Source organism: Propionicimonas sp. (genome assembly GCF_047606205.1).
Taxonomy (GTDB): Bacteria; Actinomycetota; Actinomycetes; order Propionibacteriales; family Propionibacteriaceae; genus Propionicimonas.
This window is the reverse complement of record NZ_JASGES010000197.1, coordinates 15,033-35,693: the sequence shown is the minus strand read 5'-3', so window position 1 is coordinate 35,693 and position 20,661 is coordinate 15,033. Positions and strand designations below refer to the sequence as shown.

The 20,661-nt window shown below is 72.0% G+C and carries 14 protein-coding genes and 1 pseudogene; 2 read left to right on the top strand and 13 right to left on the bottom strand.

Annotated features, from left to right (window positions below; translation table 11 throughout):
• Positions 1–1,548, top strand: a pseudogene (locus QM633_RS12455) (hypothetical protein); the annotation flags it as partial.
• A 52-nt stretch (positions 1,549–1,600) separates the two neighbouring features.
• Here the strand turns inward: QM633_RS12455 and clpB are convergent.
• The 10 genes from clpB to QM633_RS12405 all read right to left on the bottom strand — a co-directional run bounded on the left by clpB (position 1,601) and on the right by QM633_RS12405 (position 14,934).
• Positions 1,601–4,177, bottom strand: coding sequence for an ATP-dependent chaperone ClpB (gene clpB / locus QM633_RS12450; protein ID WP_415154083.1), 2,577 nt, complete (start codon positions 4,175–4,177; stop codon positions 1,601–1,603).
• Positions 4,178–4,408: 231 nt separating this feature from the next.
• Positions 4,409–5,608 carry a hypothetical protein gene (locus QM633_RS12445; protein ID WP_415154082.1) on the bottom strand — a complete coding sequence of 400 codons (1,200 nt, stop codon included), beginning with the start codon at positions 5,606–5,608 and terminating at the stop codon, positions 4,409–4,411.
• An 81-nt stretch (positions 5,609–5,689) separates the two neighbouring features.
• Positions 5,690–6,940, bottom strand: a complete 1,251-nt coding sequence (locus QM633_RS12440) for a sulfate adenylyltransferase subunit 1 (RefSeq protein WP_415154081.1) — start codon at positions 6,938–6,940, stop codon at positions 5,690–5,692.
• A complete protein-coding gene (gene cysD, locus QM633_RS12435) occupies positions 6,940–7,842 on the bottom strand; it encodes a sulfate adenylyltransferase subunit CysD (RefSeq protein WP_415154080.1) in 903 nt (300 codons plus the stop codon). Before cysD ends, QM633_RS12440 begins: the two co-directional genes overlap by 1 nt.
• Positions 7,843–7,981: 139 nt before the next feature.
• Positions 7,982–9,205 carry a hypothetical protein gene (locus QM633_RS12430; RefSeq protein WP_415154079.1) on the bottom strand — a complete coding sequence of 408 codons (1,224 nt, stop codon included), beginning with the start codon at positions 9,203–9,205 and terminating at the stop codon, positions 7,982–7,984.
• Positions 9,195–10,421: an adenylyl-sulfate kinase gene (gene cysC / locus QM633_RS12425; protein ID WP_415154078.1), complete on the bottom strand. Its 1,227-nt coding sequence runs from the start codon at positions 10,419–10,421 to the stop codon at positions 9,195–9,197. Before cysC ends, QM633_RS12430 begins: the two co-directional genes overlap by 11 nt.
• Positions 10,411–11,355 carry a sulfite exporter TauE/SafE family protein gene (locus tag QM633_RS12420; RefSeq protein ID WP_415154077.1) on the bottom strand — a complete coding sequence of 315 codons (945 nt, stop codon included), beginning with the start codon at positions 11,353–11,355 and terminating at the stop codon, positions 10,411–10,413. Before QM633_RS12420 ends, cysC begins: the two co-directional genes overlap by 11 nt.
• 230 nt (positions 11,356–11,585) lie before the next feature.
• Positions 11,586–12,470: a COX15/CtaA family protein gene (locus QM633_RS12415; RefSeq protein ID WP_415154076.1), complete on the bottom strand. Its 885-nt coding sequence runs from the start codon at positions 12,468–12,470 to the stop codon at positions 11,586–11,588.
• 58 nt (positions 12,471–12,528) lie between these two features.
• Complete coding sequence (locus QM633_RS12410; protein WP_415154075.1) at positions 12,529–13,707, bottom strand: glycosyltransferase 87 family protein; 1,179 nt, start codon at positions 13,705–13,707, stop codon at positions 12,529–12,531.
• Between the two features lie 180 nt (positions 13,708–13,887).
• Entirely contained in the window at positions 13,888–14,934 is a 1,047-nt protein-coding gene (locus tag QM633_RS12405; protein ID WP_415154074.1) for a LacI family DNA-binding transcriptional regulator, read from the bottom strand.
• A gap of 143 nt (positions 14,935–15,077) precedes the next feature.
• On the opposite strand from QM633_RS12405, the gene QM633_RS12400 reads away from it, so the two are divergent.
• On the top strand, positions 15,078–16,298 hold the full coding sequence (locus QM633_RS12400) for a Gfo/Idh/MocA family protein (protein ID WP_415154073.1): 1,221 nt from the start codon (positions 15,078–15,080) through the stop codon (positions 16,296–16,298).
• 159 nt (positions 16,299–16,457) lie between these two features.
• Here the strand turns inward: QM633_RS12400 and QM633_RS12395 are convergent, their stop codons facing one another.
• Genes QM633_RS12395 through QM633_RS12385 form a run of 3 tightly spaced genes read right to left on the bottom strand, consistent with a single transcriptional unit; the run spans position 16,458 to position 20,573 of the window.
• Complete coding sequence (locus tag QM633_RS12395; RefSeq protein WP_415154072.1) at positions 16,458–18,059, bottom strand: DUF4185 domain-containing protein; 1,602 nt, start codon at positions 18,057–18,059, stop codon at positions 16,458–16,460.
• 23 nt (positions 18,060–18,082) lie between these two features.
• Positions 18,083–19,360, bottom strand: a complete 1,278-nt coding sequence (locus QM633_RS12390) for a glycosyltransferase 87 family protein (protein ID WP_415154071.1) — start codon at positions 19,358–19,360, stop codon at positions 18,083–18,085.
• Positions 19,353–20,573 (bottom strand): glycosyltransferase 87 family protein, encoded by a 1,221-nt coding sequence (locus QM633_RS12385; protein WP_415154070.1) that lies wholly within the window; start codon positions 20,571–20,573, stop codon positions 19,353–19,355. The genes QM633_RS12390 and QM633_RS12385 overlap by 8 nt, the downstream gene beginning before the upstream one ends.
• Positions 20,574–20,661 lie beyond the last annotated feature (88 nt).

Sequence of the window (20,661 nt, the reverse complement as noted above, 5' to 3'; positions counted from 1 at the left end):
ACGCCCGCGGCCGCCGACCCCGCCGCCCCCGGGGAGACCGCGGACGGGTACGCGGCACCGCTGCCGGACGCCGCGGCGTCGGACAGCCCGACGCAGGCGATCCCCGAGCAGACCCTGCCGTACGGGCAGCCGCAGTTCTCCCCACAGGAGCCGGTCGTCGGCGCAGCCGGCCAGCCCGGGGCCTACGGCCGGCCCGCACCGGAGCAGCCCCAGCAGTACGGCCAGCCCTCCCCCTCGCCACAGGGTCCCTATCCGGGGCAGCAGCCGTACGGGCAGGGCTACGGCCAGCAGTATCCGGTTCAGCCAGGCACCGGAACCCCGCCCTACGGCCAGTTCCCGGCCGCGGCCTCCTACGCCTCCTCGCAGGGCGCCCCCTACGGGCAGCAGTACCAGGGCCAGCCCTATCCTCCGGGCGGCCAGCAGTACCCCGGGCAGAGCGGGCAACCGTACCCCGGGCACCAGCAGTACCCCGGTCAGCCCGCCTACGGCCAGCCCGGCTACGGCCAGGGCATCCCGCCCCAGGCCCCCCACGGTGGCCCGCCGCAACAGCCGAAGAACCGGCTGCCGCTGCTCGTCGCGCTCGGCGTCGGTGGGCTCATCATCATCCTGATCGCGGTCTCCGCCCTGACCAGGGGCAGCAACCCCAGCACCACGCCGACCGCCGCCGCCACCACCGGCGGGCCCTCATCCGCGTCCGCGCCCCCGCAGGCGGCCGACGCCGCCTCCGCCGTCCGCAGCTACCTCGAGGCGCTCGCGAGCGGGGACGCGGCCACCGCCCTGTCCTACGCCGCGACGCCGCCGATCGAGACGTCGCTGCTCACCGACGACGTGCTCGCCGCGAGCCTGGCCGACGCCCCGATCAGCGACATCACCACGACCGCGGGCACCGGCGCGGACCACCAGACCGTGACCGCGGCCTACACCCTCGGATCGACCCCGGTCAGCACGACCTTCGAGACCAGCCTGGTCTCCGGCGCCTGGCTCCTGGACGACGTGGCCGTGCCGCTGCCGATCGACACCTCCGCCGTCGACGGCGTCGACCTCACGGTCAACGGGACGAGCTACCTCGGCAACGCCAACGTCTTCCCGGGCCGGTACACGGTGGCCAGCGCCGACAAGTGGTACACGATCTCCGGCGGCACCATCGACGTCGTCGACACCAGCACCGGCGCGGACGCGGCCAAGGTCACGGCGAAGCTCAGCAGCTCCGGCATCTCCGCGATCCGCAAAGCCGCCCAGGCCAAGCTGGACTCGTGCATCGCCAAGCACTCCCTCGCCCCCAAGGGCTGCGGGTTCTCGACCTGGCTGCCCGGCAAGAACAAGGTGCGCCCGGCCACGATCAACTGGGACGTGACCGGCGGCAGCAACGCCATGAAGAAGCTGAAGCCGAAGCTCTTCGCCGCGGGCAGCGCCACCGCCAACGTGTCGGTCAAGACCCGGGTGTACTGCTACTCGACCAACGGCATCCACTGGCGTGGCTACTCGAGCATCCATTCGGTGTACGCGACCCTCACCGACGACAAGGTGAGCGTCACCTTCGGTCTCTGAACCCGAGTTGCGGTGCAGCGGCCCGACACCCGTCCGACTCGTCAGTGGTTCCTCAGACGATGGCGAGGCCGGTGCCGTCCGCGGCGACGTCGAAGTGGACGGTGTCGCCGTCGGTGATGTCACCGGAGAGCACCCGGCGGGCCAGGCTGTCCTCGATCGTGGTCTGGACGAGGCGCTTCAGCGGACGCGCGCCGTACACCGGGTCGAAGCCGGTGAGCGCCAGCCAGTCCTTGCCCGCCGGGGTCACCTCGACCGTGATCCGGCGATCGGCCAGGCGCCGGTTCAGCCAGCGCAGCTGGATGTCGACGATCCGGCTCAGCTCCTCGGTGCCCAGCGGGTCGAACACGACGATCTCGTCCAGCCGGTTCAGGAACTCCGGCTTGAACGACTGCCGCACCACGCCCATCACGGCCTCGCGCTTGGTCTGGGGCTGCAGCTTCGGGTCGGCCATGAACTGCGAGCCCAGGTTGGAGGTGAGGATCAGGATCACGTTGCGGAAGTCCACCGTCCGGCCCTGGCCGTCGGTGAGCCGGCCGTCGTCCAGCACCTGCAACAGGATGTTGAAGACCTCCGGATGCGCCTTCTCCACCTCGTCGAGGAGGACCACGGAGTAGGGGCGGCGCCGGACGGCCTCGGTCAGCTGGCCGCCCTCCTCGTAGCCGATGTAGCCGGGCGGCGCACCCACCAGCCGGGACACCGAGTGCTTCTCGCCGTACTCGCTCATGTCGATCCGCACCATCGCGTGCTCGTCGTCGAAGAGGAAATCGGCCAGCGACTTGGCCAGCTCGGTCTTGCCGACGCCGGTCGGGCCGAGGAACAGGAACGAACCCGTCGGACGGTTCGGGTCGGAGATGCCGGCCCGCGACCGACGGACCGCGTCCGCCACCGCCTCCACCGCCTGGCGCTGGCCGATCAGCCGCTCGCCGAGGTGATCCTCCATGCTGAGCAGCTTCTCGCTCTCACCCTGCAGCATCTTGCCGACCGGGATCCCGGTCCACGCGGAGACCACCTCGGCGATGTCCGTCGAGGACACCTCCTCGCTGACCATCGGAGTCGTGGCCTGCTCGGCCTCCGCCGCCGCGGCCCGCTCGGCCTCCAGCGCCGGGATCTCCCCGTACAGGATCTGGGACGCCCGGGTCAGGTCGCCCTCGCGCTGGGCGCGCTCGGCGTCCACCCGCAGGCGGTCGATGTGCTCGGCGATCTCGCCGACCCGGTTCAGGCCGGACTTCTCGGCCTCCCACCGGGCCTCGAGCCCGCGCAACTCCTCCCTGGCGTCGGCCAGGTCCGCGGTCAGGCGCGTGTAGCGCTCGCGGGAGTTGGCATCCTCCTCCTTCTCCAGGGCGAACGCCTGCATGGTCATCCGGTCGATGTCGCGACGCAGCTGGTCGATCTCCTCCGGCGAGGAGTCGATCTCCATCCGCAGCCGCGACGCGGCCTCGTCGATCAGGTCGATGGCCTTGTCCGGCAGCTGCCGGGAGGTGATGTACCGGTTCGACAGGGACGCGGCCGCGACCAGCGCGGAGTCCGTGATCCGCACCTTGTGGTGCGCCTCGTACCGCTGGCGCAGGCCACGCAGGATCGCGATCGTGTCCTCCACGCTCGGCTCCCCCACGAACACCTGCTGGAACCGCCGCTCCAGCGCCGGATCCTTCTCGATCCGTTCGCGGTACTCGTCCAGGGTGGTCGCACCGATCATCCGCAGCTCGCCGCGGGCGAGCATCGGCTTGAGCATGTTGCCCGCGTCCATCGAGGAGTCGCCGGAGGCGCCGGCGCCGACCACGGTGTGCAGCTCGTCGATGAAGGTGATGATCCTGCCCTCGGCGTCGCGGATCTCGTTCAGGACGGCCTTCAGCCGTTCCTCGAACTCGCCGCGGTACTTCGCCCCGGCCACCATCGACGCCAGGTCGAGCGAGACCACGCGCCGGTCCTTCAGCGAGTCGGGCACGTCGCCGGCCACCACCCGCTGCGCCAGGCCCTCCACCACGGCGGTCTTGCCGACGCCGGGCTCGCCGATCAGCACCGGGTTGTTCTTCGTCCGCCGGGCCAGCACCTGGACCACCCGGCGGATCTCCGAGTCGCGTCCGATCACGGGGTCGAGCCTGCCCTCGCGCGCCTTCGCGGTGAGGTCGACGGAGTACTTGTCCAGCGCCGACTGCGCACCCTCGTCCTCGGGGGAGGTGACCCGCTTCGTCCCGCGGGCCGCCGCGAACGCCTCGCTGAGCTTCTCGACCGTCACACCGAGGTCGTTCAGGATGGTGCGGGCGTCGGAGCGGACGGCGGCGAGGCCGAGCAGCAGGTGTTCGGTCGCGACGAAAGCGTCGCCCAGTTGCTGCGCGCGGGTCTCGGCATCGGCGAGGACGCGGGCCAGACCGCCCGACAGGGACGGCTGCGAGACCGACGACCCCTGCGCGGAGGGCAGCTTCGTGATCGCCCCGCGGGCCGCAGCGTCCACGACGGCGGGGTCGGCGCCGACGGCGGTCAGCAGCGGTGCGACCGGGTTCTCAGGCACCAGCAGCAGCGCGTGCAGCAGGTGCGCCGGCTCGGCGCTGGGGTTTCCGTTGGTCAGTGCGGTGCGAACAGCGGCCGACACCGCATCCCGGCTGCGGGTGGTCAGCTTCTCGGTGTCCATCGAGGTGGTATCTCCTTGGGTAAAGTTGAGTTCACCAGACTCAACTAGCCTAGCGGCTGGAGTATTCCGGCGCAGCGATGGCCGTGGGCGATGTCGATCTCGGTCGACGATCCGCCTGGCCGTGGCCGGTGACGTCCGCAGGATCAGGGCAGCGATCGCGACCTGCGGGGCGCGACACGTGCTGGCCGGAGCAGGGCCGGGACTGCTCAGGGAGGCTCAGCCACCGTCGGGTCAGCGACGGGCGTTCCGCCATCCCAGCGCGGCGTAGCCGAGGCCGCGCAGGCTGTCGCCCGCGCGGTGGATCCCATGGCCGGCCAGCCGCCCGAACCCGATCTCGCGACCCGCCCGCAGGTCGTGCCGGAGGTGGACGAGCAGCTGTCGCCCCGCCCGATCGGGAGACCGCCGGAAGTCCGGCCCCTGCCCCGTCGCAGCGGAGAGGATTCCGGCCATCGCCGCCACCGCCACGTCGATCGGCACGTGGGTGACCGCAGCGCCCGGTGCCGGCGCAGCCGGGGCGGCCAGGAGGGCGGGGTCCCCGATCACCCGCACCCCGGAGGCGGCCACCGCCTCCGCGATCCGCTCCCCCTCGCGGTTGGCCAGCGGGACGGCCCACTCGGGCAGCTCGACGCGCTGCCCGGGCGCCGGCGAGGCGAGCAGCCGGTCCACTCCGCCGCGCACCACCAGCCGCTCGTGGTCGGGCCAGGGAAGTCCCTCCCTGCGGGTGAGCTGGTTGAGCCGGCGCAGCAACTCCGCCTCCGGTGCGCTCAGGCTGCGGTTGCTCCCACCCGGCGTCCCGTCCAGCAGGCCGGCCGGCAGGCCGAGCAGGCCCTCGAACGCCCGGAAGGCGAAGCCCTGGTCGGCCGGGTCCAGCACGACGACCGACACCTTGCCCCGACCTGCGCCGGCGATCCAGCGCTCGAGCATCGCCACGTGGTCGTAGCGGTCACGCCGGCCACCGGCCTCGCCGGGGCAGAGCACGGAGCGCAGCCACGGCTCGAACGCCCGGCGTCCGCCGTTGAGCTTGAGGTGTTCCTGCCAGATCGACGGCAGCATCCCGGCGAAACCGCGCAGGGTGATCACCACCTCGAGCGAGGGTCCCAGCGCGTTCGCGAACCGGCCGATCTGGCCGGGGTCGGCGTGCGCCGCGTACTCGTGGCCGAACCAGGTGCGGCGCTCTCCCTCCGCGGCCAGCTCGCCGACGAGCTCGAACCAGTGCCGCATCGACGGGGCGCGACGCCCACCACCCCAGCCGGTTCCCCTGCCGAGGAAGGCGGCGACGGCCAGCCGGTGGTTCCTGGACGTGCCCGGGTACCGGACCCCGTGCGCGAGCAGCTGCGTCCTCCGCGCGGCGGCCGCGGCCTGCAGTGCTGTCGTCCCGGTCTTCGGCGGCCCGACGTGGAACAGCCTGGCCCCCGGCGGCAACTCGGTCACCGGCATCCACCTCCCGCGCCAAGGGAATCGTGCGAACCCCTGACCCGGGTGTGACGGCGATGTGCGCGTGCTGTGAGCCGCTCAGCTCAGGAAGCCGGCTCCGACGGTCCGGTTGGTCGACTCGTCGACCAGGATCACCGCACCGGTGGCCCGGTTCTCCGAGTAGTCGTCCATGAACAGCGGCCTCGTGCAGCGCAGCCGCACCCGGCCGATCTCGTTCAGCGCCAGACCGTTGGCGCTCTCGTCGCGGTGCAAGGTGTTCACGTCGACCTTGTAGACGACCTCGCGCACCTTCGCCCTCGCCCACACCGTGGTGTGCTTGATCGCGAGCATCCGGCCGGGGGTGAGCGCGGACGCCTCGTCCATCCAGCAGACCCTCAGGTCGAGGTCCTGCCGTCCGTCGGGCGCGTTGTTGGGGCGGACGAGCATGTCTCCGCGACTGATGTCGATCTCGTCCGCGAGCCGGAGCACCACCGACATCGGGGGGAAGGCCTCCTCGACCGGACCCTGCGGGGTGTCGATCGCCGCCACGGTCGTGGTGAAGCCGCTGGGCAGCGCCATGATCGGATCGCCCACCCTGATCACACCGCTGGCCACCTCACCGGCGTAGCCGCGATAGTCACGGGCCTTCGCGGACTGCGGACGGATCACGTACTGGACCGGGAACCGGACGTCGGTGAGGTTGCGGTCGGAGGCGACGTGCAGGTGCTCGAGGTGATAGAGCAGCGCAGGGCCGTCGTACCACGGCGTCCGCTCGCTGCGCCTCACCACGTTGTCGCCGGCCAGTGCCGAGATCGGGATGAACGCCAGGTCACCCACGTGGAGGCGGCTCGCGAACGACGTGAACTCGTCCACGATCGCGGTGTAGACGTCCTGCGAGAAGTCGACCAGGTCCATCTTGTTGATGCACACGACGAGGTGCCTCACGCCCAGCAACGTGGCGAGGAAGGAGTGCCGCCTGCTCTGCTCGGTGAGCCCCTTCCTGGCGTCCACCAGGATCAGCGCCGCATCCGCCGTCGACGCACCGGTGACCATGTTCCGCGTGTACTGCGGATGCCCGGGGGTGTCGGCGATGATGAACTTCCGCTTCGGAGTGGCGAAATAGCGGTACGCCACGTCGATCGTGATCCCCTGCTCGCGCTCTGCGCGCAGGCCGTCGGTGAGCAGCGCGAGGTCCACGTAGTCGTCGCCGCGCTGTGCGCTGACCCGCTCCACCGCCTCGTACTGGTCGACGAAGATCGCCTTCGAGTCGTACAGCAGCCGCCCGATCAGGGTGCTCTTGCCGTCGTCCACGCTTCCGGCCGTGGCGAACCGCAACAGGTCCATGCTCATCAGAAGTAGCCCTCCTTCTTGCGATCCTCCATGGCGGCCTCGCTGACCTTGTCGTCACCCCGGGTCGCCCCGCGCTCGGTGAGCCGTGCCGCGGAGATCTCGGCCACGATCGCCTCGTTGGTGTCGGCGCGCGACTCCACCGCTGCGGTCAGGTTCGCGTCGCCCATCGTGCGGTAGCGGACGCTCAGCCGGCGGATCTCCTCGCCGTCCTTCGGGGTGATGAACTCATTGACCGCGTAGAGCATGCCGTCGCGGGTGACGACGTCCCGTTCCTGCGCGTAGTAGAGGTTCGGCAGCGGGATCTCCTCCTCGGCGATGTAGGCCCAGGTGTCCAGCTCGGTCCAGTTCGACATCGGGAACACCCGGATGCTCTCTCCGGAGAACACCTTGCCGTTGTACAGGTTCCACAGTTCGGGGCGCTGGTTCTTCGGGTCCCACTGGCCGAACTCGTCGCGGAACGAGAACACCCTCTCCTTCGCGCGGGCCTTCTCCTCGTCGCGGCGGGCGCCACCGAAGAGGGCGTCGAACCGGTGGGTCTCCGCCGCCTCGAGGAGCACCGGCGTCTGGATCCGGTTGCGGGAACCGTTGGGCTCCTCCCTGACCAGGCCGCGTTCGATCGCCTCCGGCACGGACGCGACCACGAGCTGCACCTCGAGCTGGTCCATCCACCAGTCGCGGAAGGCGAGCACCTCGGGGAAGTTCAGGCCCGTGTCCACGTGCATGAACGGGAACGGGATCCGGGCGGGCGCGAACGCCTTGCGCGCGAGCACGCTCATCACCACCGAGTCCTTGCCGCCCGAGAAGAGCAGGCAGGGCCGCTGCATCTCGGCCGCCACCTCCCGGATGATGTGGATGCTCTCGGCCTCCAGCGCACGAAGCTGGCTCAGCACGTAGCCGCTCATCGTCCTCCTTCGATCTGGTCGGCCACCAGCCGTGGCCTGCCCTGTTCCCCGCGTGCGCCCCGGCCGGGCGCGCGCGGACTGGAATTCTTTCCGACGGGCCCGGGGGCGTCCAGTCGGGCCTGTGTCGCCACCGACGCGGTCATGACCACCGCCTGGACAGCTGCCTGCCGTACCGGGACGCGGCCGCGGCGAGACCGCGGACACCACCGGCCGCCAGCGAGTCCCTGATCCGGCCCGGCAGGGCACGCCAGCCCCCGTCGGGACCGCCGCCCCTGGTCGCAGCCTCGATGACCCCGACCGCGAGCTCGACGGCGGCGTCGATCGGCACCGCCTCCTGCCCGGCGTGGTTCTGCGCCGGCGACTCCCGCACCCGGGCCGGCTCCCGCAGGTTCTCCACGTCACCGATCATCCGTACGCCCGAGGCGAGCAGGCCGTCGACGATCCTCGCCTGGTACGCGTCCGCCTGCTTCGCCGCCCACGGGGTCAGCCGCAGCGACGGCTCCGCCGGGCCGGGCCTGCGGTTGCTGAGCATTCCGGACAGGCCGCCGTGGACCATCAGCGCCTCGTACTCGCGCCACGGCAGCCCCTCCTCGCGCAACCTCAGGTTCAGGGTGCGGACGAACTCGATCTCCGGCGTCGACATTCCGCGGTTCGCCGCACGGGAGGGCACCTCGGCGCCGGCCAGGAGCCCGCGGGGCAGGTCCAGCAGGTCCTCGAACGCCGTCATCAGGAACGAGTGGTCGTGCCGGTCGGCGATCACGACGGTGAGGTTGTCGACACCGACCACGTCGGCCCAGCGCCGGACGAGCGCGGCATGGTCGTGCCGGATGTGGAACTTGGAGCCGGCGCGTTCGGCCTCGGGCAGCCGGAACGTCCGCTTCACGAACCCGTCGAAGGTGCTGGTGCTGCCGGCCTTGTTGTACTCCTGCCAGACCGACGGCAGCATCGTGGTGAAGCTGCGCAGCGTGACCACGACGTGCAGGCCGGGACCGATGGCCTGGGCGAACCCGGCGACCTGCTCCGGCGATGCGCTCGCCGCGTACTCGTGACCGAACCACGCCCTGCGCGTCGGGTCCGCGCGGACCTCGCGCATCATCACGTCCCAGGCCGCCCTGCGGGGGGCGGCGGGCGGGTTGGGGTCCGCGGAGTACTGGACGGCGCGGCCGAGGAAGGCCGCGACGGCCGTCCGCTGGCTGCGCTCCCTGCCGGGATAACGCACGCCGTGCTCGAGCAGGGCGGCCCGCGACACCGCTGCCGCGGCCTGCAGCGAGGTCGTCCCGGTCTTCGGGGGCCCGATGTGGAAGAGCCGGGCGTGGCCGGGCAGCGGCTCGGTCAGCCGGGGCGAGGGCTGCTCAGATGTCATAGGTGACCACCGGCCCCTGCGGATCCGCGATCCGCGCACTGTCGGTGAGTTCCTGGCCGCGCCGCAGGGCCATCGCCTCGAGCTCGGCGACAACGAGCGCGACCGCCTCGTCGATGCCCACCTGCGCGGTGTCGATGACCAGGTCGGCGTCGGTGGGATCCTCGTAGGGCGAGTCGATCCCGGTGAAGTGGGGGATCCGGCCGGCCCTCGCCTGCGCGTAGAGGCCCTTGCGGTCCCTGCGCTCGCACTCGTCGATCGAGGTGGAGACCCAGACCAGCAGGAAGTCGCCGGCGTCCCTGGCCATCCGCCTGGCCTCGGCGCGGCCCTCGGCGAACGGCGCGATCAGCGCGGTGATCGCGATCCCGCCGTGGCGCGCCAGCAGCGCCGCGACCCAGCTCACCCGGCGCACGTTGGCGGCGCGTCCCTCGTCGTCGAAGCCCAGGCCGGCGGACAGCATCCTGCGCACGTCGTCGCCGTCGAGGAGGGTGATCTCCCGGTCGGTACGCTGCTCGAGCGCTCCGCGCAGCGCCTGCGCGATCGTCGACTTGCCGGACCCGGACAGGCCGGTGAAGAACACCACAGTGCCGCCGCGGTCGGTTCTCCGGCTCTCGCGGTGGGCCTCGCCGACGACGACGAAGTGCCTGGCCCCGTGCGACGCGGCGACCGCCGGCGGGTCGGGGAGCAGCGGTCGTTCGAACACCGAACGGCTGCCCGGCGCGGGCCACGGAGCACGCGCCAGCCGGTGGTGGCCCTGCGGGCGCTGCGCCAGCACCGGCGGGATCGCCGCGAGGAGTTCTCGGCCGTCCCTGGTCCGGCTGGCGAGGACGATCCACAGCACCTGGCTGTGCGGAGCGGTCAAGGCGTCCACCCTGGCCAGGTCGGAGGCGGACGGCACCTCCCGCACGATCACGGCGAGGTCGACCGGCTGGTCGTCGTCCCGCAGGTTCGGGACGTCAAGAGGGGCGCCCGCGCGGCGCAGCGGCTCGACGGCGAGGGTGTCGGCGCTACGCCGACCCAGCAGCAGCGGCGTCGCCTCGACGTCCCTGACGACCACGGCGTCCACATCGGACAGCGCGGCGAGTGCCGTGTAGGACAGGCGCAGTCGGGGCTCGACCAGGCCGAGCTGGACGAGCTCGACGAGGTCGAGATCGCCCGCCTCGACCGTCACGGTCGGCAGCCCGGCGATCAGGTCCCAGTCGATCGGGTCATGGCCCATTCGCGGCCTCCTCCTCTTGCCGATGGGGATCGGGCGGCTCCTCGACCTTCTCCGCCGCACCGTACCGGCGGCGCAGGATCGCCCAGGCGATCGGCCCCAGCACGACGGCGCCGCCGGACGCGGCCAGGACGGCCGGCGTGGGGGCCCCGAGCAGCTTGAGCCCCGAGGCCATCAGCAGGATCGCCAAAGCCCTGCGGATCACCCCGCCCGGCGCCCGTGAGGAGATCTGCGCCCCGATGAAGGCTCCCGGGATCGCCCCGATCAGCATCGAGCCGGTGATCCCCAGCGACACCTGCCCGAAGATCAGGTGTCCGAGCGAGGCGGACGCGACCAGCGGCACGGCCTGGACGAGGTCGGTGCCGACCAGCTGGGACGGCTTCAGCCGCGGGTACAGGACCAGCAGCAGGGTGAGGATCAGCGATCCCGCTCCGACCGAGGTCATGCCGACCATGGCCCCGCCGAGGACGCCGAGGGCGACCGTGGCCACCTTTCGCACCTCGACCTCCGCCGAGGCCATCGGTGCCGGGCCCTCGCCCCAGGGCAGGCTGCGCCGGGTCAGCTGGAACCAGGCCCGGATGATCAGCCCGGACGCGGCCAGCAGCAGGGCCACGCCCAGCATCGCCAGCAGAATCTCCTCGAAACCGGGCAGGAGCTTCAGGTGGTCGACCACCATCGCCCCGAGGAAGGCCGCGGGGACCGAGCCGACGCACAGCCACAGGGCGAGCTGGAGGTTGGCCGTCTTCCGGACGATGTGCACGACGGCGCCGGCCGGCTTCATGAACAGGCTGCTGACCACGTCGCTGGAGATCGCCGTGAGGGCGTCCACCTTGAAGAAGAAGACGAGCACCGGGGTCATCAGGGCCCCTCCGCCCATCCCGGTCAGGCCGACGACGACGCCCACCAGCAGCCCTGCCAGTGCGATGCCTACGTCCATGCCCCACTTCCCGAAGCGCAGATGGGCCGTGCTGCGGGCGCTGGGTGACGGGCGAGGAATGGTCCGGCGCCGGCGCCGCGAGCGCCGCGACTGACCTCTTTTCGACGAGAAAGGCTATCTCATCACGCGACAGGCTATCTCATCATGTGACGGGACCCCCGGGCGAGATCTCGGGGGCAGGGACACCGGTGCGCACCCGTCGGGTCCGCGGCCGGGGGCGGGTCGCACGATCACACCGGCTGCGGCGCGGTGTCCGGGACGGGCGTCGCCTGCCGCGCCGCGGGCAGCCCGGCCAGCGAGGCGAGCAGCGCGACGGCGGCGAACAGTGCGGCGGCGACCACCGCGTACAGCGTGCGGACGCCGACGCCCGCGCCGCCGAGCATCGCCACGGCCAGGGCGAGTTCGGCGACCAGCAGCCCGGCGACCAGCAGGCCGGTGCCGCGCAGATCGGTGCTGCGCAGGGCACGGACGACGCTCAGGGCGATCAGCACGGCGGCCGTGAGGGCGAGGGCGAGCCTCAGCGCCTGGACGAGCGGCCAGCGGTCGACCTCGACGAGGCCCAGCGGCCAGCTCAGGCAGCGGGTGAACGAGTTCTCTCCCGCCACGGCGATCCCGAGCAGGTGCATGACGCCGAGGGTGCCCACGGCGGCCCACGCGAGCCGCGACGTCGGGGTGGGCGTGGCCAGGGGCCGGGTGAGCAGCAGCCGGGCCCGGATCATGGCCACGGTGGCGGCCAGCGCGCAGGCGAGGTCCACCATGCCCAGCCACCACGGGATGCCGACCCTCACCGTCAGCATCCCGAACACACCCGCCGCCAGGGCGCCGCCCAGCGCGACCCAGGCCAGGATCCGGGGACGGGGGTCGGCGAGCCGGCGTCCGAGGAGGGCGGCGACCAGGACGACGGGACCGGTCGCCCCCGCGACCACCCGGTGGGCGAACTCGACGAGCGGGTTCGTCGCCAGGCCCGCGGCGGGCACGGGGAGGAACTGGCCGGCATAGCAGCCGGGCCAGTTCGGGCAGGACGCCCCGGACTGGGTGGCGCAGACGACCGCGCCCATCACGATCGATGCGAGGGCGAGCACCGCGGCGGCGGTGAACCAGCTGGTTCTGCGCATTGTCCTGTTGTCCCCGTTCTGGACCACTTCCGCGTGGCTCGCGTCCGACATTCTCCCGCTAGCTCCGGGCTCGCCGCTGCCGTCCCCAGGAACCGAGCGCGGCCACCGCCGAACCGGCGAGCAGCAGGACGCCGACGACGACGCCCAGGTTGTCCACCGCCTGCTGCCATGGCGCATAGCTGAGCTCGATGTTGTCGCCGCGAGGCAACCACATGAACGGGGCCACGACCAGCCAGGCGACATAGCCGAGGCCGGTCCAGCGCAGGACGCCGGGGAGTTCGCGGCGCTGCCACAGCACGATGCCCAGCGGCACCACCCACACGTAGTGGTGGGACCAGGAGATCGGCGAGGCGAGCAGGCTGGTCAGGCCCGCCAGGGTCAGGGCGTACCCGACCTGGCCGGCGCGGTGCATCCCGACAGCGGCGACGACGCCCAGCACCACGACCAGGACGCTGAGCACGAGCCCGCCGCGGCTCGGTTCGCCGGTCAGCCGGTTCCACACCCCCAGCACCGACTGGTTGGTGGCGTACACGATGCCCGAGTTCAGCCCGGAATCACCGGAGAGCAGCTTCTGCCAGTAGGTCAGGGACGCCGAGGGCACCACGACGAACGCGACCGCGGTGGCCGCGAGGAAGCCGAGGAAGGCGACGACGCCGGGCTTGCGGCGTCCGGCGAAGAAGTTGTAGGCCGCGACGACCGCGGGCGTCAGCTTCACCGCTGTGGCGATGCCGACCAACCAGCCCTCGGGAAGTACCCGGCGGCGCAGCAGCCGGGGACCCGGCATCGAGTCGAGGACCGCAGCGGCGACCAGGAAGATGCCGAGCTGGCCGAAGCCGAGGGTGTCCCGGACCGGCTGCACGAACAGGACGGCCAGCGTGGTGAGCAGGCTCAGCACCCAGCCGGTGTAGCCGAGCCGGTACAGCATCGCCCCCAGCGCGGCCGTGCACAGCACGAGCCACGCCGCGGCCGCCGCACCCGCCGGCAGCACCGCGAACGGGATCGTGAGCAGCGCACCGAACGCGGGGTAGATCCACGGCAGCTCGCCGCCGGAGGCATAGATGTCGCCGCCGGACAGCAGGATCTGGCCCGCCCGCTGGTAGACCTGCAGATCGATCATGTTGGGCTGCCACGGCCACAGCGATCCGCCCGCGATCTGCGTCCCGCCGACGTAGAGCGCGGCGAGCACCGGTATGAGGGCGAGGCCGAGCCACGCCGCCCCGCGCCGGACCTGCTCCACAGCCACCTCCCTGGTCGAGACCGGGACACAGCTTAGGGAACCTCTGCTCGATGATGTCACCGCCGGCGCGCCGCGACACCGACGGGCGATCCGGCCTCCGGCCGAGTCGGCAGAGTCCCCACCGGCGATCACCGGCCGAGATTCTGACGACTCGGCGGATGTCGGGCGGACGCGCGCCGCTCAGCCGGGGTCTGGGGGGCCACCCACCGCAGGGCATCCGCACGAGTGGCGCAGCAGAAGGCTCATCGCGAAGGTCTGGTGGGTCGGCGGCAGCGGGTGGACGATCTGGCTGACCGCGGCGGCAGCCATCGCGGCGACGGGCTGGCGAACGGTGGTGAGTGGAGGGGCGGAGTAGCGGGTCTCCTCGGTGCCGTCGAAGCTCGCGACGGCGAGGTCCTCGGGCACGCGCAGGTGCAGGTCGCGGGCGGCCAGCAGCAGGCCGATGGCCTGCAGGTCGGAACTCGTCACGACGGCGGTCGGCCGGTCGGCGCGCCGCAGCAGGTCGAGCCCGGCCCGATAGCCGCCGTCACGGGTGAAGGCGACTCGCGCCAGCCGTCCGATGTCACGACCACGGCCGGCATGCGCGAGCCTCCAGCCGGTTTCGCGTCCATCCGTTGCCGGCTCCACCTCGCCCATGATCAGGGAGACGCTGCGGTGCTGATGAACCTCCAGGAGGTGCCCGACCACCCTTGCCATCCCGTCGGCGGCATCGGGACCGACGGCGGCGTAGCCGGTGACCGGGGCGGCGGCGTCGATGATGACCACCGGCGGCTGCGGGCCTCGGCGCAGGAGTTCCTCGAGCCGGCCGACGGCGGTGGCCCGAGCGACGATCAACCCGTCGATCTGGCGATCGCAGAGGTCGAGCATCGAGCGGAGCTCTGCATCGGGCCCGGGCCCGCCGGAGGTCATCAGCAACGCGTAGCCCCGCTCGGCCGCGGCCTGCTGCAACTGGAGGGTGTACTCGGCGAAGAACGGGTTGGTGGTGTCGGGGACGACCAGGCCCAGGGTCTTCGTGCTCCCCAGGGAGAGCGCACGGGCCGTCCGGTTCGGCCGGTAACCCAGGTGCGCAACCGCGTCCAGGACCCGGCGCCTGGTCGCCTCCGACACCGGCTTCGGGCCGCCGTTCACCACAAAGCTGACGACCGCCGTGCTGACCCCGGCGTAGCGCGCGACATCGGTCCGGGTGGGGGCTCGAGGCCTGCTCCGGGGCGGCGGCTCCGACGACACGTGGCAGCCTTTCCTGCGCGGGGTCAATGGACGCTTCCAGCGCGGGTCCCCGGAAGCTGCGGCCATCCTAGATCACCTTGCGGACAGCGAAGTTACCCGGGTAACTTGTCCCTCAGCACTCATCGAGAGGAACCTCCACCACCATGAAGATCGGCGTCATCGGAACCGGCCAGTTCGCCCGCAACTTCATCAGCCTCTGGCGGCTGCACCCCGCAGTGGAGGAGGTGTATGTCACCGACCTGGTCGCTGAGCGCGCTGCCCAGCACGTCGAGCGGTACGACCTCGCCGGCAGCTTCCCCGACCTCGAGTCGATGCTCGCCTCCGACGTCGACTCGGTGGCGGTGATCACCCAGCGGTGGAGCCACGGCGAGCTGGCGCTCAAGGCGCTCGAGGCGGGCAAGAACGTGTACTCGGCGGTACCGATGGCGATCAGTGCCGAGGAGATCGCCGCCATCGTGGCGAAGGTGGAGCAGACCGGGCTGATCTACATGATGGGCGAGACGAGCTACTACAACCCGGCCGTGATCTGGGCGCGGCAGCGGATCGCCGCCGGAGACTTCGGGCGCGTCTTCTACTCCGAGGGCGACTACGTCCACGACATGGACAACGGCTTCTCCGCCGCCTACCGGTTCAGCGGCGGCGAGAACTGGAAGTCGACCGCCAGCTACCCACCCATGCTCTACCCGACGCACGCTGTCGGCGGGGTGCTCGGGGCGCTGCCCACCCACGCGACCACGGTGTCGTGCATCGGCATCCCCGACAACGGGACCGATGGCATCTTCGACAAGGGCATCTCGCTGTGGGGCAACGACTTCTCCAACATGACCGCCCTCTTCGAGCTGGCCGACGGCGGGGCGATGCGCACCAACGAGTTCCGCAGGGTGGGCTACTGGCGCGGACACGAGTCGCGGTTCCGCTTCTACGGCACCGAGCAGGTCTTCGAGCAGTCCGGCGACGCGGCGACGCTGAGCGTCAAGACCGAGGGCGAGGACTATGCCAAGGGCGACACCCTCGATCTCAGCGACCTCTTCCACACCGGCGGCGCCGACCTGCCCGAGGGGTTCGGCGATGTCGACCCCGCGCTGATGCAGAGCTTCGGCTCCGGCACCGCGAAGGTCCAGGACCGCACCCGGCTGCCGCGGGAGTTCGACGGCGCTCACAACGGGCACGAGGGCAGCCACCACTACCTGGCCGACGACTTCGTCCGCGCGGTCACCACCCGGACGCAGCCTCCGGTCAATGCGTGGCGGGCGGCGCGGTTCACCCTGCCGGGCGTGGTGGCGTTCGAGTCCGCACGCCAGGGCGGCGCACGGCTCCCGATCCCCGACCACGGGGACGGGCCGGCCGATCCCGGCTGGGACTGACCCCGCCTCTCCGGGCCGGGTCCCGCCGGACCGAGTGAGCACACCGCCCCGGCGCCGACCCGGGCCGACCCGCCGGTCGCGTCCGCGCAGGGGTGGCCGGTGCGGTGCGGTGGCCGGTCCTGCGGTGGCCACCACCGCGCGGGCCGTCCGGCCCGTGGATCAGAGCCGGTGCTCCATCAGCACGACCTGGTAGGGGTTCCAGGTCGACAGGGTGTAGCGCAGCACCAGGTGGTCTCCGTCGACGGCCGTGTCGTAGATGTAGGGGGCGTAGGCGGCACCCGTCCCGGACGCCTGCGCCCGGAAGATGCGGTCGCCGACGTCCTCGTCGTCCAGGGTGGCCCTGATGAACCGCGTGTGCGGGTCGGGCGACATCCCGGTCGACACCCCGTCGAGCAGCCGCTGCCGCGGCGACCACGGACCCCACGGCTGGGCCGCCGAGCGCAGCACCACGGCGTTGCCGATGTCCTCCTGGGGCGCGGAGGCGGTGAGCATCAGGTAGCGTCCCGCCGCCTGCGACCAGCGCACCGAGAGCTCGCCGACCGCGGCCGGGCGGAACAACGGGCGGGCATCGGTCTCGGTTCGTGACCAGCCCGCGCCGGTCCAGTACCGGGGCCGCAGCGGGTCCCGAGGATCCGCGGCCGCCAGGCGCACCTCCGACGCGCGGTACGGGCCGGTCCCCCACACCAGCAGCACGTCGCCGTCCCCGTCCCATCCGCGCACGGCGGACGCGGGCCGCCGCTGCACGGACACGTTGATGAAGTGCCGCTCGCTGAACGTGCCGAGCACCTCGAACCGCACCGGACACCGGCGGGCGCCGCTGTCGATCACGGGCTCGGCCTCGACCGCCCGCGCGAGCACCGACCGCCCCATCACCCGGCCATCGCTGAAGTGGTTCGAGCTGAAGAAGGCGTGCAGCCGACCGCTCTCGGAGAAGCCGTCGAGAGGGACGTCGTACTCGCGCATCGTCACCCGCCCTGCCGCGCGACCGACCAGCCGCATGGGCGAGCCGTGGAACCTCACCGCCGGGCGGGTGCCGGACGGGGAGTCGACCTCGGCGATCGCATCCCTGGTGGCCAGCCACGGCCGCGTCCAGTGCGTGTCTCCGAACAGCAGGAAGGTCCGCCCGCCGTGGTCGACGCGTACGCCGAGGTCCGTACCGCGAATGCCGGCCGTCGTGAGCGACCGGCTGAGCGTCGCGACGCGCTCGCCCCACGGCGTCGGGGTGGCGTCGACGTCGCCGGTCAGCTGGGCCAGCTTCACCGACTCCCGTGGGGCGACGACGAAGGGCTCGGGGTCGGCCAGTCGCAGGCAGCTGTCGCGCTCCCAGCTGCCGTCCCTGCGACGGCGGTAGCCGAACACCGAGCCGTCCTCGTCCGCCAGCGCGAAGGGATGCCCCTCGACGGCGGCGACCGCACGCAGGCCTCCAAGGTCGGCTCCCGGCAGCGCGTCAAGGGCCCCGACCGGCTCGCGCACCGGGAACGGGACAGGTTGCGTCGGCACCCAGCCACCGGACGCCAGCAGGTACCAGGCCTCGCCGCCCGCCTCCGGGACCTGGGCGAGAAGTCTCCTGCCGAGACGGAGCAGCCGCCCCGACCCGGTGGCCGCCCCGCTCACGGTCGCACGCCGCAGCCACGGACGGTCGGGACGGTCGAGCAGCCGCTCGTAGTGGTCCAGGCCCTCCGGACCGAGGACGAGCGCGTCCAGACGCCCCGCTCCGGGGCGTCGCGGCGACCACACTGCGCAGCCCGGGCCGATCGTCACCCCACGACCCTAACGGCGGCCGCTCAGACCAGGGCAGGGGGTCGCGAGAGCTCCGGGACCCCAGCCGTCGGCACACCCGCGGCGGGGAGTGCCCGTGCGGGCAGTCCCACCGCGAGGACCACGACCGGGATCACGCTGAGCACCTCGCCCAGGATCGGGTCGTCCAGGACGTACAGGTCCGGCCAGTCCAGGAAGGGCGTGCCGAGGGCGTAGGCGGCCAGCAGCAGGGCTCCGGCGACGGCGGGCCCGCGCCGGCGCAGCAACAGTAGGTAGAGAGCGGTCAGCGGGAGCCACGCCTGGTGGTGCACCCAGGAGATCGGGCTGACCGCCACGGAGAGGATGCCGACGGTCAGCGCCGCCGCGAACTCCTCCCCGCGCAGGTGGTGACGACGCGCCCGCCACAGCGCGACGGCCGCGACCACGGCACAGAGCAGGAGCCAGGCCAGCATGCGATGGTCGCCACCCAGGTCCCAGCGGGCCAGCAGGCCGGTCAGCGACTTGTTCGCCCGGGCCTCGGGCTCACCGACACGCCCGGTGGCGAAGACCATCCGGGTCCAGTAGAGGAGCGACTCCCTCGGCGCGACGACGAACGCCAGCAGCGTCGCCGCTGCGAACGACACCGCGGCATTGCGGGCGGCCCGCCACTGCCGGGTGATCAGGAAGTACGGCACGAACACCAGCGGGACCAGCTTGATCGCTCCGGCCAGGCCGACCAGCACCCCTCGCCACCGGGCCGGCAGGATCCCGCCCGCGTCCAGCAGCGCCATCGCCGTGATCACCAGGCTCACCTGGCCGAGCGCCAGCCCGTCGTCGACCGGGGCGGAGAGGAGCAGCGCAATTGTGACCAGCGAGCCGCCGAGCAGCGCGCGACCCGACAACCGGCGGCGCGCGCCGGGTGCCTGTCGCAGGAGGACCACGGCCAACAACGCCGTCAGCGCCAGGAGCATCGCCAGCCACAACCGGTTGGCCACGACATCGGGCACCCACGCGAGGGGAAGCAGAACCAGGACCGCGAACGGCGGATAGGTGAAAGGCATCACCTCGCCGTCGGGCCCGGTGTTGTGGAAGCCGTAGAGGTCCTGGCCACTCAGCCATACCTGCACGCCCCTGCGATACACCTGCAGGTCCGGCATCGGACTGGAGTCGAGGCCACGCACCAGCATGGCGACCAGGAGGATGCCGAGTCCCAGCCCGAGCAGGGCAAGCAGGAGCACCGGCATCGACAGTGGTCTGCGCCCGGTCCCGGTCCACCGGGCGGGACCGCGCAGCACCCGCGCCTCGGTGGCTCCGGGTTCAGGCATGGACGGCTCCCGCGGCGGCCAGCGACTGCCGCCGTCCGGGCCGCAACCCGAACCCGATCACCAGCAGAACCGCCAGCGCGGGCAGTTCGACACCGACACCCAGCAGCGGGCCGAGGGTTCCGGCCGGGTAGTCGTCGAACCAGGCGTAGCCGAAGAAGATCGCGAACAACCCTGCTCCCAGCGCGAGCGACGCCCGGCCGCGCTGCAGGAGGTACCAGGCTGCAGCGAACACCAGCCACAGCTGATGGTGCGGCCAGGAGATCGGGGACAGCGCGACGGACAGCGCGCCCACGACGAGGGTGGCGGCCAGCAGGTCGCCGTCGGCGAAGGAGCGCGACGCCCGCCAGTAGGCCAGCGCCGCCACGGCGACGGCCACCGCCAGCCAGACGACGGTCACCGGGGCGCCGTCAGGAAGCTGCCGGGCCAGCAGGCCGAGCAGGGACTTGTTCACCGTGGAGTCGGTGCGGCCCACCCGGCTGGTCTGCCACAGCATGCTGGTCCAGTACTCCACCGACGCACCGGGAAGCACGAGGAAGGCGAGTCCCGTCGCCGCGGCGAAAGTGCCACCGCACAACGCGGCCTGCCGCCACTGCCGGGTGAGCAGGTAGTACGGCACGAACACCAGTGGGGTGAGCTTGATCGCGCCGGAGAGCCCCACCAGCACTCCCTGCCACCGCTGCGGCAGCAACTGGTCGCACAGCGCGAGCGCCACGACGAACAGGCTGACCTGGCCCACGATCAGGTTGTGCAGGAACGGGTAGGTCGCCATCACGGGGATCGACAACCCCGCGACCCAGGCGGTCCTCGCCTGGCGGGACGCGGTCCGGGCCAGCCTGCTCTGCGGGTCATGCCGGGCGTGCCGGACCAGGACGTGGACGCAGCCGACCACGACGACGAAAGTCAGGATCGTCCAGACGATCTTGGCCGGCAGCGACGCCATCAGCGCGAACGGGAGCAGCACCAGCGCGGCGAACGGGGGGTAGGTGAACCCGAGCCCGTGCACGGTCGGGTGCTGGTAGGTGTAGGTGTAGAGATCGTTGCCCGCCAGCGCCCACGAGACGGCGCCGCGATAGATGTCGAGATCGCCCAGCAGGCCGGCCACCCCCATCGTCGCGCTCAGGCCCCAGACCAGGACGGCGGCCTCGGCGATCGCCACCGCGACCAGCCCGAGCGCGAGCAGCCGCACGCGGTCGCCCGACGTCGACTCGGCCACCCGTGCGCCCCCTTCCGTGAGTCCTGCCCGGACGAGCCTAGGTGGAGGACCGGTGCCGCGTCTGTTCCCCGTGCGGGGACAGTTTCCG